At 73.4% G+C, this 14,544-nt stretch carries 11 protein-coding genes; 2 read left to right on the forward strand and 9 right to left on the reverse strand.

The window, feature by feature from the left end:
• Positions 1-37: 37 nt before the first annotated feature.
• Entirely contained in the window at positions 38-1,462 is a 1,425-nt protein-coding gene (gene pyk, locus HCK00_RS09485) for a pyruvate kinase (RefSeq protein WP_168101385.1), read from the forward strand.
• Between the two features lie 319 nt (positions 1,463-1,781).
• On the opposite strand, the gene HCK00_RS09490 is transcribed toward pyk, so the two are convergent.
• The 4 genes from HCK00_RS09490 to HCK00_RS09505 all read right to left on the reverse strand — a co-directional run bounded on the left by HCK00_RS09490 (position 1,782) and on the right by HCK00_RS09505 (position 6,699).
• Entirely contained in the window at positions 1,782-2,939 is a 1,158-nt protein-coding gene (locus HCK00_RS09490) for an XdhC family protein (RefSeq protein ID WP_168101386.1), read from the reverse strand.
• Positions 2,932-5,049, reverse strand: a complete 2,118-nt coding sequence (locus HCK00_RS09495; RefSeq protein WP_168101387.1) for a xanthine dehydrogenase family protein molybdopterin-binding subunit — start codon at positions 5,047-5,049, stop codon at positions 2,932-2,934. The genes HCK00_RS09490 and HCK00_RS09495 overlap by 8 nt, the downstream gene beginning before the upstream one ends.
• Before the next feature lie 100 nt (positions 5,050-5,149).
• Entirely contained in the window at positions 5,150-6,148 is a 999-nt protein-coding gene (locus HCK00_RS09500) for an FAD binding domain-containing protein (RefSeq protein ID WP_168101388.1), read from the reverse strand.
• A complete protein-coding gene (locus HCK00_RS09505; protein ID WP_168101389.1) occupies positions 6,145-6,699 on the reverse strand; it encodes a (2Fe-2S)-binding protein in 555 nt (184 codons plus the stop codon). The genes HCK00_RS09500 and HCK00_RS09505 overlap by 4 nt, the downstream gene beginning before the upstream one ends.
• A gap of 285 nt (positions 6,700-6,984) precedes the next feature.
• Between HCK00_RS09505 and HCK00_RS09510 the strand changes: the two genes are divergently transcribed.
• The gene (locus HCK00_RS09510) at positions 6,985-7,563 is read left to right on the forward strand and encodes a TetR/AcrR family transcriptional regulator (protein ID WP_168101390.1); all 579 of its coding nucleotides are present in this window, start codon (positions 6,985-6,987) and stop codon (positions 7,561-7,563) included.
• A gap of 450 nt (positions 7,564-8,013) precedes the next feature.
• Here HCK00_RS09510 and HCK00_RS09515 read toward each other — a convergent pair whose 3' ends face one another.
• From HCK00_RS09515 to icmA, 5 genes are all read right to left on the reverse strand, one after another.
• Complete coding sequence (locus HCK00_RS09515) at positions 8,014-9,306, reverse strand: hydrogenase expression protein HypF (RefSeq protein ID WP_206320137.1); 1,293 nt, start codon at positions 9,304-9,306, stop codon at positions 8,014-8,016.
• Positions 9,307-9,382: 76 nt separating this feature from the next.
• Positions 9,383-9,898: a DUF6114 domain-containing protein gene (locus HCK00_RS09520; protein ID WP_168101391.1), complete on the reverse strand. Its 516-nt coding sequence runs from the start codon at positions 9,896-9,898 to the stop codon at positions 9,383-9,385.
• A gap of 112 nt (positions 9,899-10,010) precedes the next feature.
• On the reverse strand, positions 10,011-10,646 hold the full coding sequence (locus HCK00_RS09525) for a DUF6230 family protein (RefSeq protein ID WP_168101392.1): 636 nt from the start codon (positions 10,644-10,646) through the stop codon (positions 10,011-10,013).
• Positions 10,647-11,685: 1,039 nt separating this feature from the next.
• Positions 11,686-12,645 carry a tetratricopeptide repeat protein gene (locus tag HCK00_RS09535; RefSeq protein ID WP_168101393.1) on the reverse strand — a complete coding sequence of 320 codons (960 nt, stop codon included), beginning with the start codon at positions 12,643-12,645 and terminating at the stop codon, positions 11,686-11,688.
• Between the two features lie 112 nt (positions 12,646-12,757).
• Positions 12,758-14,458 (reverse strand): coenzyme B12-dependent isobutyryl-CoA mutase large subunit, encoded by a 1,701-nt coding sequence (icmA, locus tag HCK00_RS09540; protein WP_168101394.1) that lies wholly within the window; start codon positions 14,456-14,458, stop codon positions 12,758-12,760.
• Positions 14,459-14,544: the final 86 nt, after the last annotated feature.

Raw genomic sequence — 14,544 nt, forward strand, 5'->3', positions numbered from 1 at the left:
ATATTCCGCTCCGAAACAAACCCGATAGGATCGCCCCATGCGCCGTTCCAAAATCGTCTGCACGCTGGGCCCCGCCGTCGACTCCTACGAACAGCTGAAGTCGCTGATCGAGGCCGGGATGAACGTGGCCCGTTTCAACATGAGCCACGGCTCCCACCCGGAGCACGAGGAGCGGTACCACCGCGTCCGGAAGGCGTCCGAGGAGACGGGCCGGGCGGTCGGCGTGCTGGTCGACCTCCAGGGGCCGAAGATCCGCCTGGAGACCTTCGCCGAGGGCCCGGTGGAGCTGATCCGGGGTGACGAGTTCACCATCACCACCGAGGACGTGCTGGGCGACCGCTCGATCTGCGGCACGACCTACAAGGGGCTGCCGGGGGACGTCTCCAAGGGCGAGTCGATCCTCATCAACGACGGCGCGGTGGCCCTTCAGGTGACGGAGGTGGACGGGCCCCGGGTCCGCACCATCGTCATCGAGGGCGGCGTGGTCTCCGACCACAAGGGCATCAACCTCCCGGGCGTGGCGGTCAACGTGCCGGCGCTCTCCGAGAAGGACGTCGAGGACCTGAAGTTCGGTCTGCGGCTCGGTGCCGACATGGTGGCGCTCTCCTTCGTCCGCGACGCCGGCGACATCCGTGACGTGCACCGCGTGATGGACGAGGTCGGCCGCCGGGTGCCGGTCATCGCCAAGGTGGAGAAGCCGCAGGCGGTGGCCAACATGGAGGAGGTCGTGCTGGCCTTCGACGGGGTGATGGTGGCCCGCGGCGACCTGGCGGTGGAGTACCCGCTGGAGAAGGTCCCGATGGTGCAGAAGCGGCTGGTGGAGATGTGCCGCCGCAACGCCAAGCCGGTGATCGTGGCGACCCAGATGATGGAGTCGATGATCAACTCCTCCCGGCCGACCCGCGCCGAGGCCTCGGACGTGGCCAACGCCATCCTGGACGGCGCGGACGCGGTGATGCTCTCGGCGGAGTCCTCGGTCGGCAAGTACCCGATCGAGACGGTGAAGACCATGGGCCGCATCGTCGAGGAGGCCGAGCAGGAGTGGCTGAACCGCGGGCTCCAGCCGCTGGTACAGGGGAAGAAGCCGCGCACGCAGGGTGGTTCGGTGGCCCGCGCCGCCTGTGAGATCGCCGACTTCCTGGGGGCCACCTCACTGGTCGCGTTCACCAAGTCCGGCGACACCGCCCGGCGGCTCTCCCGCTACCGCGCCGGCCAGCCGATCCTCGCCTTCACCACGGAGCCGGCGACGCGCAACCAGCTCGCGCTGAGCTGGGGCGTGGAGACCTACGTCGTCCCGCACGTGGACAACACCGACGCGATGGTGGAGCTGGTCGACGCCGAACTGCTGAAGCTGCACCGCTACGGCGAGGGCGACACCATGATCATCACTGCCGGCTCCCCTCCCGGCGTGCCCGGCACCACCAACATGGTCCGGGTGCACCACCTCGGCGTGGCGGGCTGAGCACGGCGGCCTGAGCCCGGGCCGAGCACGGCGGAGCCGGCACGGGCCCCGCGTCCGGCCCGGCCTGCTGCGGCCCGGATGCGGGGAGCGCCGGGTGTCCGGACGCGGGGGGCGTCGTGGCCCGCCGCTCGGCTCCCCGACCCCCTCTGCCTCCCCGCCCTGCCTCCCCGCCCCCTGAGAGCGCCGTGAACACTCCGGTTCCGGGGGCGGGGTCGCAGGTGGGGGGGTCCCCGGGGTCGGGATCGCCAGGGCCGGGATCGCCGGTGGCAGGTCCCGGGGAGCAGACCGCCACCGGCGCGCGGCGGTCCGGGGGCTCCGCTCACACCGCCTGCGGCACCACCTCCCGGCCGGCCGCGTGGATCGGCCGGTCCGACCCGGTCAGGGGCGTGCCGGTGCCGCCGTGCCGGGCGGCGATGATCTCCGCGGCGATGGACACCGCGGTCTCCTCGGGCGTCCGGGCTCCCAGGTCGAGGCCGATCGGGGAGCGCAACCGGGCCAGCTCGGCCTCGCCCACCCCCTCCTGCCGCAGCCGGCGGGCGCGGTCGTCGTGGGTGCGGCGCGAGCCCATCGCGCCGATGTAGGCGACGGGCAGCCGCAGGGCCTCCTTCAGCAGCGGCACGTCGAACTTGGCGTCGTGGGTGAGCACGCACAGCACCGTCCGCCGGTCGGTCCGGGTGGCGCGCAGGTAGCGGTCGGGCCAGTCCACGACGATCTCGTCGGCGTCCGGGAAGCGGGCCCGGGTCGCGAAGACGGAGCGCGCGTCGCAGACGGTGACGTGGTAGCCGAGGAACTTTCCCGCGCGGGCGAGCGCCGACGCGAAGTCGATCGCGCCGAAGACGATCATGCGCGGCGGTGGCACCGCCGACTCGACGAGCAGGGTGAGGCCGCCCGGGCAGCGCGACCCGTCCGCGGAGAGCCCCACCGTGCCGGTGCGGCCGGTCTCCAGCAGGGCGCGGGCCTCGGCGACGGCGGTGCGGTCCAGGACCGGATCGCCGCCGAGGCCGCCCTCGTACGTGCCGTCCGGGCGCACCAGCACCGCCCCGCCGAGCAGTTCCGCCGGTCCCCGCACGACGCGGGCCAGCGCCACCGGTTCCCCCCGGGCGGCGGCCGCCACGGCGTGGAGCGACGCGGCGGCAGCGGCCCCGGAGGTGGTCCCCGAGCGCCCCGGCGCAAACGGGGTGATCATGACGTCGATCGTTCCGCCGCAGGTCAGGCCGACCGCGAAGGCGTCCTCGTCGCTGTAGCCGTACCGTTCGACCCGCGTCCGGCCGTCCTTCAGGGCCTCGGCGCAGAGGTCGTACACCGCGCCCTCCACGCAGCCGCCGGAGACCGAGCCGATGGCGGTGCCGTCGCCGGAGACGGCCAGTGCGGCGCCCGGCGGGCGCGGGGCGCTGCCGCCGACGGCGACGACCGTGGCGACGGCGAACTCCCGGCCCTCCTCGAGCCACGTCCGCAGCCCGTCGGCGAGATCAAGCATCGCCGCCCGCCGTCAGGACGCGGTCGGGGCGGATCGGCAGGTGCCGGTGGCGGACGCCGGTGGCGTGCCACACCGCGTTGGCGACCGCCGCGGCGGCGCCCACGATGCCGACCTCGCCGATGCCCTTGATGCCGACGGGGTCGTCCGGGTCGGTGTCCTCGACCCAGCCGGCCTCGACGTTCCGGATGTCGGCGTGCGCGGCGAAGTGGTAGCCCGCGAGGTCGGGGCCGTACAGGCCGCCGAGGGCCTGGTCGCGGACGGCCTCCTCGTGCAGGGCCATGGAGATGCCCCAGGTCATGCCGCCGACGAACTGGTTGCGGGCGGTCAGCGGGTTGACGATGCGGCCCGCCGCGAAGATGCCCAGCATCCGGCGTACCCGTACCTCGCCGGTGGCGGGGTCGACGGCTACCTCGGCGAACTGCGCCCCGTAGGAGTGCCGTTCCCTCCGCGCCAGCGCGCCGACGGCCTCGGTCGTGTCGGAGGTCACGGTGACGCCCTCCGGCGGGATGGTGGCGCCCGGCAGGAGGGAGCCGCGCAGTTCCTCGGCGGCGGCCGTGACGGCCCAGCTCCACGAGCGGGTGCCCGCGGAGCCGCCCGCGAACATGGCGGGGCCGAGATCGCTGTCGCCGATGCGCACGCGGACCCGCTCCGTGGGCACCTCCAGCGCGTCGGCGGCGACGAGGGTGAGCGCGGTCCGGGCGCCGGTGCCGATGTCCGCGGCGTTGATCCGCACCGTGAAGGTGCCGTCGGCCTCCGCGGTGAGGGCCGCCGTGGAGGGCATGGCCATCGCGGGGAAGGAGGACGCCGCGGTGCCGGTGCCGAGCAGCCAGCGCCCTTCCCGGCGGATCCCGGGCCGCGGGTCACGCTCCGCCCAGCCGAACCGGCGGGCCCCCTCCCGGAAGCAGCCGACCAGGTTGCGGCTGCCGAACGGCAGTCCGGACACCGGGCCGACCGCCGGCTCGTTGCGGATCCGCAGCTCGACGGGGTCGACGCCGCACCGCTCGGCGAGTTCGTCGAGCGCGGACTCCAGCGCGAACGAGCCCGGCGCCTCGCCCGGCGCCCGCATCCAGGTCGGGCTGGGGACGTCCAGCCTGATGAGCCGGTTCTCCGTGTGGTGGGCGTCGGCGGCGTACATCGGCCGGCTCGCCCCGGCGCTCGGCTCGATGAAGTCGTACACCGTCGAGGTCCGGCTCAGGGAGCGGTGTTCCAGGGCGCGCAGCCGGCCGTCCGCCTCGGCGCCGAGCCGGATCCGCTGGGCGGTGGGGCTGCGGTGACCGGCGAGGGAGAACATCTGCCGGCGGGTCAGGACGACCCGGACCGGCCGCCGCAGCACGGTCGCGGCCATCACGGCGGCCACCTGGTGCGCGCGTACACCCTTGCTGCCGAAGCCGCCGCCGACGTGCTCGGAGCGGACCCGGACGGACCCCGGGTCGAGGGAGAACAGGCCGGCCAGCTCACCCACGACCCAGTTGGTGCCCTGGTTGGAGTCGACGACCTCCAGCCTGCCGTCCTCCCAGCGGGCCGTCGTCGCGTGCGGCTCCATCGGGTTGTGGTATTCCTCCGGGGTGGTGTACTCGGCGTCGATCACGACGGCGGACGCCGCGAGTTCCGCCTCCAGGTCGCCCTTCTCCACCAGGGCCGGCGGCATGTGGCCGTCGAACGGGGCCGCCTCGGCGTCGCGCCGGGCGGAGAACGCCACGTCGTGCGGCTCCTGGTCGTACCTCACCACGAGGGACTCCGCGGCCTCCCTGGCCTGCTCGGAGGTCTCGGCGACGACCAGCGCGACCGGCCAGCCCTTGTGCGGCACCCGGTCGTGCTGGAAGACCGCGACGGTCGGGTCCGGCGGGACGCCCAGGACGCTGGTGTAACCGGTCTCGACGCGTGGGGCGTTGCCGTGGTGGAGCACGGTGAGGACGCCGGGCATGGAGAGCACGGACTCGGTGTCGATCTCCCGTACGCGGCCGCGGGCGACGGTGGACAGCGCAAGCCAGCCGTGGGCGAGTCCGGCGAAGGAGATCTCACCGGCGTAGCGGGCCGCCCCGGTGACCTTGTCGCGGCCTTCCACCCGCGGGTGCGCGGTGCCGATGAGGGGCTTGGCGGCGGTGGTCACTGGTGGACCCTCCTCTCTGTGGGCTGGGTGGGCTGGGTGAGCTCAGGCCCTGACGGGCTCGTGGTCGGTTGCCGGTGGGAGCCGGGGTGACGGCCCGGGGTCATCGCGCGGCCTCCTCGGCGAGTTCGCTCAGGCAGGCCACGACGAGGTTGCGCATCAGGGTCACCTTGTATCCGTTGTGGGGCAGGGGCCTGGCGGCGGCCAGCTCGGCGTCCGCGGCGGCGGCGAAGTGCTCGGCGTCGGCGGGGGCGCCGGTCAGGGCGCGTTCGGCCGCGTGCGCGCGCCAGGGGCGGGAGGCGACCGCGCCGAAGGCGAGGCGCACGTCGCGGACGGTGCCGTCGCGTACGTCGAGCGCGGCGGCGACGGAGCCGATCGCGAAGGCGTACGAGGCCCGCTCGCGGACCTTGCGGTAGCAGGAGTTGGCCGCAGTCGCGGTGGCACCGGGCGGCAGGGTGACGCCGGTGATCAGCGCTCCCGGCGGCAGCGCGGTCTCCCGGTGCGGGGTCTCCTCCACCGGGAGGTAGAAGTCCGCGAGCGGTATCTCCCCGGGCCCGGTGGCCGTCTCGTACGTCACGCGTGCGTCGAAGGCGGTCAGGGCCACGCCCATGTCGGAGGGGTGGGTGGCCACGCAGTGGGCGGAGGCGCCCAGGATGGCGTGATTGCGGTGCTCGCCCTCGACGGCGGGGCAGCCGCTGCCCGGATCGCGCTTGTTGCAGGGGGAGCTGACGTCGCCGAAGTAGCCGCAGCGGGTGCGCTGCAACAGGTTGCCGCCGACGGTGGCCATGTTGCGCAGCTGCCCCGAGGCGCCGGCCAGCACCGCCTGGGCGAGTGCCGGGTAGCGGCGCCTGACCTCGGGGTGGGCGGCCAGGTCGCTGTTGGTGACGGTCGCGCCGATGCGCAGTCCGCCGTCCTCGGCCGGCTCGACGCGGTCCAGGGGCAGTTCGCGGATGTCGACGAGGCGGGTGGGCCGCTCGACACCGGTCTTCATCAGGTCGACCAGGTTGGTGCCGCCGCCCAGGAAGCGCGCGTCGGGGTCGCCGTCGAGCAGCGCCACGGCGCCGGGGACGTCGAGGGCGCGCCGGTAGCCGAACTCCCTCATGCCGCCGCCCCCTCGGAGCCCTGCCCGGACCCGGCGGCCCGGGCGACGGCCTGCATGATGGACACGTACGCGCCGCAGCGGCACAGGTTTCCGCTCATTCGTTCCCGTATCTCCTCAGGGGTCAGTGCAGGTGGCCCGGCCTCGGGCCGTACGTCGCCGGTGACCGCGCTCGGCCACCCGGCGGCGTGCTCCTCGATCACGGCGATGGCCGAACAGATCTGCCCCGGCGTGCAGTAGCCGCACTGGAGGCCGTCCAGGTCGAGGAACGCCTGCTGCACCGGGTGCAGCCGCTCGCCGTCGGCCACGCCTTCGATGGTGGTGATCTCGCGTCCTTCGGCCGCGACGGCCAGTTGCAGGCAGGCCACGCCCCGGCGGCCGTCGACGAGGACGGTGCAGGCGCCGCACTGCCCCTGGTCACAGCCCTTCTTGGTGCCGGTCAGGTCCAGTCGTTCGCGCAGCGCGTCGAGCAGGGTGGTGCGGTGGTCGACGGTCAGCGTGTATTTCTCGCCGTTGACGGACAGGGTGAGGTCGCTGGACGTCGATGGGGGCATGGAAGCCTTCTTTCTCACAGGGCAAGGTCAGGCGGGAGGCGTATCGTGGTACCGGTGACCTGCCGGAATGCGCGGGCGGACCGGCCTGGACGGACCGGTCCGGACTGTCCCGGGGACGGCGCGTCGTCACCTCCCGGCGGACAGGCCCGACGGCCGCCGGTACCGTCCGCATGACGAGGTGTCGGCAACACCTCAAGCGGACAACTGTCCACTACCGGGAAACGTAACGGACAACTGTCCGCTTAACAAGGTGTCATTTTCGGCCACCGACGGGAGGAGAAGCGGGTGCGGCAACGGAAGCACGCCCTCTTGCGCTCGGACGCGCAACGCAACCGCGAGCGGATCCTGGAGGTCGCCGTGGCCGAGCTGACCCGCTCGGCGAACACGCCGCTGAGCGCCATCGCCAGGAAGGCGTGCGTCGGGCAGGGGACGTTCTACCGGCACTTCCCGAGCCGGGAGGCGCTCGTCCTGGAGATCTACCGCCACGGGATGCGGCAGCTCGCCGAGTCGGCGGAAGACCTGCTGGAGAACCGGGAGCCCGACCGCGCGCTGCGCGAATGGATGGACGGCCTCGCCCGGTTCGCCATGACCAAGGCGGGTCTGGCCGACGCGATACGCCAGGCCACCAGCGCGCCGGGGCAGCCGGAGAAGCCGGGCCCCGCGCCGGTGACCGAGGCGGCCGACCTGCTGCTGCGCGCCGCCGAGCGAGCGGGCGCCATCCGCCCGGGCATCACCACGGACATGTTCTTCCTCGCCATCGGCGGCCTCTGGACGATCGACCCGCACGGCGACTGGCAGCCGCGCGCGACCCAGCTGCTGGACCTGGTGATGGACGCGCTGCGGGTGGGGGCCCCCGGGCAGTGAGCGGCCACCGGCCCCTGCGGCCCGGCCCGCCGGCGCGGCTCCCCTTCCGAACACCCCCGGAACAGCCCGGGTCCACGTCCGCGCAGCCGCGTCGCAACGGGCGGCTCGGCGGCTCCGGGCGGGCTCCGGGCGGGCTCCGGCGGAGGCCGGCACCACGCCCCTGACCTGGGCCGGCGGCGCGGGCGCCCAGGCCACGGAGGCCGGGAGCGTGCCGGCTCGGCGGGAAGGAGCGGCTTCGCCCCGCCGAGCCGGAACTCGTCGGGGCGAAGCCGTGGGGAGCGGTGGGGACGGTGTGGGACGGCGTGGGACGGTGGGGAATGGTGTGGGGCGGCTGAAGAAGCGGTGTGAAGCGGGCGGCGGCGCCCCGGGGTGCGGGGGCGGCCCACCGCCGTCCCCGGGGCTCCGGCGGGTGCGCCGGGCCTGACCGGGTCGAGCCGTGGCGGCGCGGACTCAGCCTCCGTCGTACAGATGCATGCCCGGAACGGTGAGTTCGCCGCCGAACTGGCCGGCCTGGGTGACTTCCACGTTGGTGAAGACCACCTCGGGGAGGTTCAGCGGGGGCGGGCTCTTGGGCGCGAAGGTGATCGGGATGATGCCGAAGAGGTTGCCCTGCAACTTCTCGGTGTACATCGTCACGGTGCCCTTGCGGATGGTGGAGTTGGACCCCTTCGCGGCCTTGACGTGGGTGGTCGTGCCGCCGGGCGCCTGGACGAGCTGGTGCAGGTCCCTGATGTCCACGCCCGTGGCGGTGAACTTCATGACCTCCTTGACGTGCCCGCTCCAGGTCCGGACCTTGACGATGCCCTTGTAGTCGAGACCGTGCAGGGACAGCTTGCTGCTCTCCAGGATCCACGGCTCGTCCGGCAGCAGCGCGGGCTGCTCCGGGTCGACCTCGGCGTCCTCCAGCGCCTGGGCGTCGTACTCGGGGCAGGGGAACGGCTGGAGGCCGTCCTGAGCGGTCGCCGAGGGGGACGGGGTGGCCGCCGCCCCGGCGTCCTCCTCCGTCGCCTCCTCCGCGGCGTCCCCGGCCTTCTCCCGGGCCTTTCCGGCGGTGTCGCGGACGTCCTCCACCAGCTCACCGGCGCTGTCGCGCACCGCGCCGGTGACGCCACCGCCCGGACCGGAGGCCGACGGGCTCGGCGTGGCGGACGGCTCGCCGGTCGCGTCCTTGCCGTCCTTGCCGGCGGCGTCCTCGGCGTTCGAGGGGCTCTCGGCGTCCTTCTCGTCCTCGTCCTTGTTCCCGCCGCCGAGCAGGTCGCCGAGCTTGTCGCCGAGGCCCAGCGGGTCCAGCGGGTTGCGGCTCGCCGACGGGGAGGGCTCCGGCTCGCCGGTGTCACCGGAGGCGCCGGAGGACGCGCCGGCGTCCTCGCCGCTCTCCTTGCCGCCCGTTCCCGCGCCGGCGGAGGAGCCGGGCTCCGGGGCGGCGGACGGGGAGGGCCGCTCGTCGCCGGCGGTCCCGTCCCCGCCGTCCTCGCCGTCGTCCGTGGCGCCCTTGCCGTCGTCGCCGTCGTCGCCGCCGTCGCCGCCGTCGCCGTCCGCGGCGTCCTCGTCCGACGCCTCGGCCTTGCCGGTCTCGTCCTCGTCCGGCTCGTCGGCCTGGGAGACGCACTTGCCCGGTCTGAACTTCGGCTGCGGGTCGGCCTGGGCCAGCGGGGTGGAGAGCCCCATGCCCACCAGGACGGCCGTCGGCATGGCAGCCAGGGCTATCGCCCGGCCGGCCGGCATGTGCAGCCGCGTGAGCATGGATTTTCTCGGGGCCGCGTGACGCGGTCCGTCCGTTCCGGCACGGCGGGTGGTCCCGCCCACGGGCCGGGCCTCGTCAGCCCGCACGGTGCCTCCCGTTGGTGTCGTCGTCGCCCCCGGCCCCGGCGGCCGCGGGGGCCGGCACGGCGGTGGGGTCCGCCTTCTCCGGCGCGGGACCGGCGGCGGGTTCGGGGCGGGGCTGCCCGGGCGCCCAGGCGATGGACAGGGCGCCGCCGATGAGAGCCGGCAGGAAGCCCAGGAGGAAGCCTCCGACGTTGGAGACGACCAGCGAGACGAGCGCGAGCATGATCGCCGCGACGCCCGCGAAGTTCTTCACCGCGGACTGGTACCACATGGTCAGTCCGAGGACCACGAGAAGGACGCCGATGACCAGTGAACCGGCGCCGGCCGTGGTCGCCATACGGATCGTCAACTGCCCGACGGTCAGGTTCGCGTAGGGGAAGTACGCGATCGGGAGCCCGCCCAGCAGGGTGAGCAGGCCCGCCCAGAAGGGCCGGGTGCCGCGCCAGGCGCGGAAACGAAGCCTCCAGTGGTGGAATCGGCCGCTCGGACCCGGTGACTCGGCGCTCATGGAAAACAGCTCCCTGATACGGGCATTGCCTGGGAATGCTCGAAGGTTTCCGGAGGGGGCGGACAGCGGGCGGGCGGCGGGCACGCCGGCCCCCGCCCGCCCGGGCGAGTGCTTAGTAGCACTCCTTGACGCCCTTGTGCAGCTTCATGGAGAGGCCGCTCAGCTTGAAGGTTCCGGCGCTGGTCGCCCACGCCGTCTGCTTCACATCGGTCAGGACGGCCTTGCTGGCCTCCTGGGCGAATCCATAGGGGTTCGCCTGCTCCTTGCCGCCCTTCATGCCGGGGCCCTTGGTGCTGGACCCGGCGGCGACACCGATGTTGATGTCCGTGAAGGTGGCGTTGGCCTTCAGGTCGGCGATGTCGACGTAAAGGTTGTCGGCGGCCACGGCGGTGCCGTTGCCACCCGCCTTCAGCTGAAGCGACACCGAACCGACCATCGGGATGTCCGGTGTGACCACCGACTGGCACATGTTGGTGAGCTCGGCGTGCTTGAACGCGGAGACGGCTACCGGGTGAGCCGCGTCCTTGCCGTCCAGGGTCTTGCCCGTCGCGATCGCCCCGTACTGGACGAAGCCCTCGCCTTCGAGCTTGTCCGCGGACACCTTGAACGACTGGCCGGAGACGCTGAACGACGCCGCCAGCGCACCCTGTGCGAGTGCCACCCCCACCGCGGCGGTGGCGGCGACGCTCGGCACCATCACGACGGCGAACCGCTTCCATCTGGTCCCGCCACGCACCTGGGACTCCATCAATTTCCTCCTTCTCGGACGTACATCTCCGGCCGGGGGAGCCCCTGGCCTGGGATGGGAGAAGTGCTACGTCCTCGGGAAGGGGAGCGCCGTACCCGGAGACGAACGTGCCCGAAATACCGCGATCACCCCCGAGCGACAACCACTGGCCGCGCTCGCGCGCGACCTGCTGGACAGGCCCTGCCCACGGCAGGGACCCCCCTGTCCAAGGCCGGCATCACCCAGGCCGGCCTGCCCGGTGGGGACCCGAAAGACCCGTGGCGCCGGCTGGCTGCGGCGTCGCGGGACGGGACCGAGCGTGGCCGATCGTCGTGCATATCCGCCCGCCACACAAGGGGCTCGTTACTTACGAGTAATGAGATGGTGACCCAAGGCGGCTTCCGGCGGCCGGAACCGGCACTGTCGGTCGCCACCATTCGTCAGGGAACTTCCGGAATGGAAGGACGTACACGGACAGAACACCCGCCGTCCCTTACTGCCAGTAACATCACGGAAGAAAGCCAAGTTTTGGCAAAGTGCGCCCGGTGGGGTGTGAAGTTCCGGCCAAGGGTTAGGGAGAGACAACCCCTGTGGCCGCGGGCCGTCACGCACGGTAAACGCCGCGCCGGGCACGGGAGTTCGCGGCGGCGCGCCCCTCCCCCGCCCCCTCCCCGCCCCCTCGGCCCACCGCCGGCGGACCGCTCCGCATTCCCGGGTCACGCGCTCCCGGGTCACGCGCTCCGCTCCCGGCGCGGCCCACCCGCGACTCCGCTGCCCCGGAAAGGACTTCGGCGGCGCGAACTCGCTTTCCGCGGAAGGGGGGTCGGGCCGTCCCGGGCGCCGGGGGTGCACGCCGGGCGCCCGGGTGCGCTCCGCCGCCCGACCCCGCCCGGGCCCGCGCCCTCCGGGGGACCGCGGGCCCTTCCCGCGCTCGGCGCGACGGGGCCTCAGTTCTCCGGACCGGACGGCCGGGGCGCCGGCCGGACCCGGCAGGCGCCCCGGGAGACCACCGCCCCGGGAACGGCACGGCGCACGGAACGGCGCACGGAACGGCGAACGGTCAGAACAGCACGCGCGCCAGGGCGCCCCGCGCCTTGGTGACCCGCGGGTCGTCCGGGCCGATGACCTCGAAGAGTTCCAGCAGCCGGAGCCGGGCCCGCTCCCGCTCGTCGCCCACGGTGCGGCGCACCGTCTCGACGAGCCGTCCGAAGGAGTCCTCGACATGCCCGCCGACCAGGTCCAGGTCCGCGGCGGCGATCTGCGCGTCCACATCGGCCGGGTCGTCGGCCGCGGCCTTGCGGACCGCCTGCTGGTCGGCGCCCTCGACCCGCTGGAGCAGTTCGGCCTGGGCCAGCCCCAGCTTCGCCTCCGTGTTGGCCGGGTCGTCGCTCAGCACGTTCCGGTACGCCTGGATGGCACCGCCCAGGTCACCCGCGTCCAGCGCCTGGTGCGCCGCCGCGAGGGCCGGGTCCTCCGGGACGGCGGGCGCGGCCGCCTCCTCGCCCTCGGGGACGGGCCCCGCGGCGCCGCCCACGATGCCGAACCGCTCCTCGGCCACCTGGATCAGCTGGTCCAGCACCTGCCGGATCTGCGCCTCGGGGGCCGCCCCCTGGAACAGCGGCAGGGCCTGGCCGCCGACCACCGCGAAAACGGCGGGGATGCCCTGGACCCCGAACTGCTGGAACAGCATCTGGTTCGCCTCGACGTCGATCTTGGCGAGGACGAAACGGCCGGCGTACTCCGCGGCCAGCCGCTCCAGTACCGGGCTGAGCTGCTTGCAGGGTTCACACCACTCGGCCCAGAAGTCGATGACGACCGGCACCTGAGCGGACCGCTGAAGCACCTCCTGCTCGAAGCCGGCCTCACCGACGTCGATCACCGTGGCCTGGGGCGCGGCGGCCGGCCCGCCCTCGCGGGCCGCCTCGGCGCGCGCCTGCTGCGCCTTCTGCCTGGCCTCCCCGGCGGCCTTCACCGCGGCGAGGTCGACCACTCCACTCATGGACATGTTCCGTGGCTGCATGGGTACATCCTCCCCTCTTCGGGCGCCGATCGGAAAAGCGCCCCGAAGGTGCCCGTTCCGGCCGCCCCGGCGGACGGGTGCGCCGTACGCCGGGACGGCCGCGGGGCCGGGGTCAGAAGCCCGCCGGCTCGGTGTAGACCCCCCACTCGTCGCGGAGGACGCCGCAGATCTCGCCGAGTGTGGCCTCGGCCCGTACGGCGTCCAGCATGGGCCCGATCATGTTCCCGCCGTCCCGGGCGGCGGCGAGCATCGCGTCCAGGGCTGCGTGGACGGCGGCGTCGTCCCGGGCCGCCTTGCGCTCCGCCAGCGTGCGCACCTGCTCCCGCTCGACCTCGTGGCTGACGCGCAGGATCTCCAGGTCGCCCGTGACGGAGCCGGTGTGGCAGTTGACGCCCACGACCTTCTTCTCGTCCTTCTCCAGCGACTGCTGGTAGCGGAAGGCGGCCTCGGCGATCTCGCCGGTGAACCAGCCGTCCTCGATGCCGCGGAGGATGCCGGAGGTGATCGGCCCGATCGGGTGCTCGCCGCCCGGCACGGCCCGCCGGCCGCGCTCCATGATCTGCTCGAAGATCTTCTCGGCGTCGGCCTCGATCCGGTCGGTCAGCGCCTCCACGTACCAGGAGCCGCCGAGCGGGTCGGCGACGTTGGCGACGCCCGTCTCCTCCATCAGCACCTGCTGGGTGCGGAGCGCGATCTCCGCCGCCTGCTCGGAGGGGAGCGCGAGGGTCTCGTCGAGGGCGTTGGTGTGCAGCGAGTTGGTGCCGCCGAGGACCGCGGCGAGCGCCTCCACGGCGGTCCGCACGACGTTGTTGTAGGGCTGCTGGGCGGTGAGCGACACCCCGGCCGTCTGGGTGTGGAACCGCAGCCACTGCGCCTTGTCCGTCGTCGCGCCGTAGACGTCCCGCATCCAGCGGGCCCAGATGCGGCGGGCGGCGCGGAACTTGGCGATCTCCTCGAAGAAGTCCAGGTGCGCGTCGAAGAAGAAGGAGAGGCCGGGCGCGAAGGCGTCGACGTCCAGGCCGCGGGAGAGACCCAGCTCGACGTAGCCGAAGCCGTCGGCGAGGGTGTAGGCCAGCTCCTGCGCGGCGGTGGAGCCCGCCTCCCGGATGTGGTAGCCGGAGACGGAGAGCGGCTTGTACGCGGGGATGCCCCGCGCGCAGTGCTCCATCAGGTCACCGATCAGGCGCAGATGGGGTTCGGGCTCGAAGAGCCACTCCTTCTGGGCGATGTACTCCTTGAAGATGTCCGTCTGGAGCGTCCCGTTGAGGACGCCCGGATCGACGCCCTGCCGCTCGGCGGCGACCAGGTACATGCAGAAGACGGGGACGGCGGGGCCGCTGATCGTCATGGAGGTGGTGACCTCGCCCAGCGGGATGCCGTCGAAGAGGACCTCCATGTCGGCCGCGGAGTCGATGGCCACCCCGCAGTGGCCGACCTCGCCGAGCGAGCGGGGGTCGTCGGAGTCGCGGCCCATCAGGGTGGGCATGTCGAAGGCGACCGAGAGGCCGCCGCCCCCGGCCTCCAGGATCATCTTGTAGCGCTCGTTCGTCTGGCCGGCGTTGCCGAACCCGGCGAACTGCCGGATGGTCCAGGTCCGGCCCCGGTAGCCGGTGGGGTGGAGCCCCCGGGTGAAGGGGTACTCCCCCGGCCAGCCGATCCGCTCGAACCCGGGCACGGTGGAGCCCGGGGGCGGGCCGTACACGGGGTCGACCGGGTCGCCCGAGAGCGTCGTGAAGTCCGCGTCCCGCTTACGGGCCGCGTCATAACGGGCCTGCCAGCGGTGGCGGCCTTCTGCGATCGCGTCGGAGTCCATACCCGCCAATTTACTTGGACGTCCTAGTAACTGTCGACGGCGGCGGGCCGCCGGTGAGGACACGGGAGCGTCACGGGGACATGGGG

It is taken from the genome of Streptomyces zingiberis, assembly GCF_012034935.1.
GTDB classification, from domain to species: domain Bacteria; phylum Actinomycetota; class Actinomycetes; order Streptomycetales; family Streptomycetaceae; genus Streptomyces; species Streptomyces zingiberis.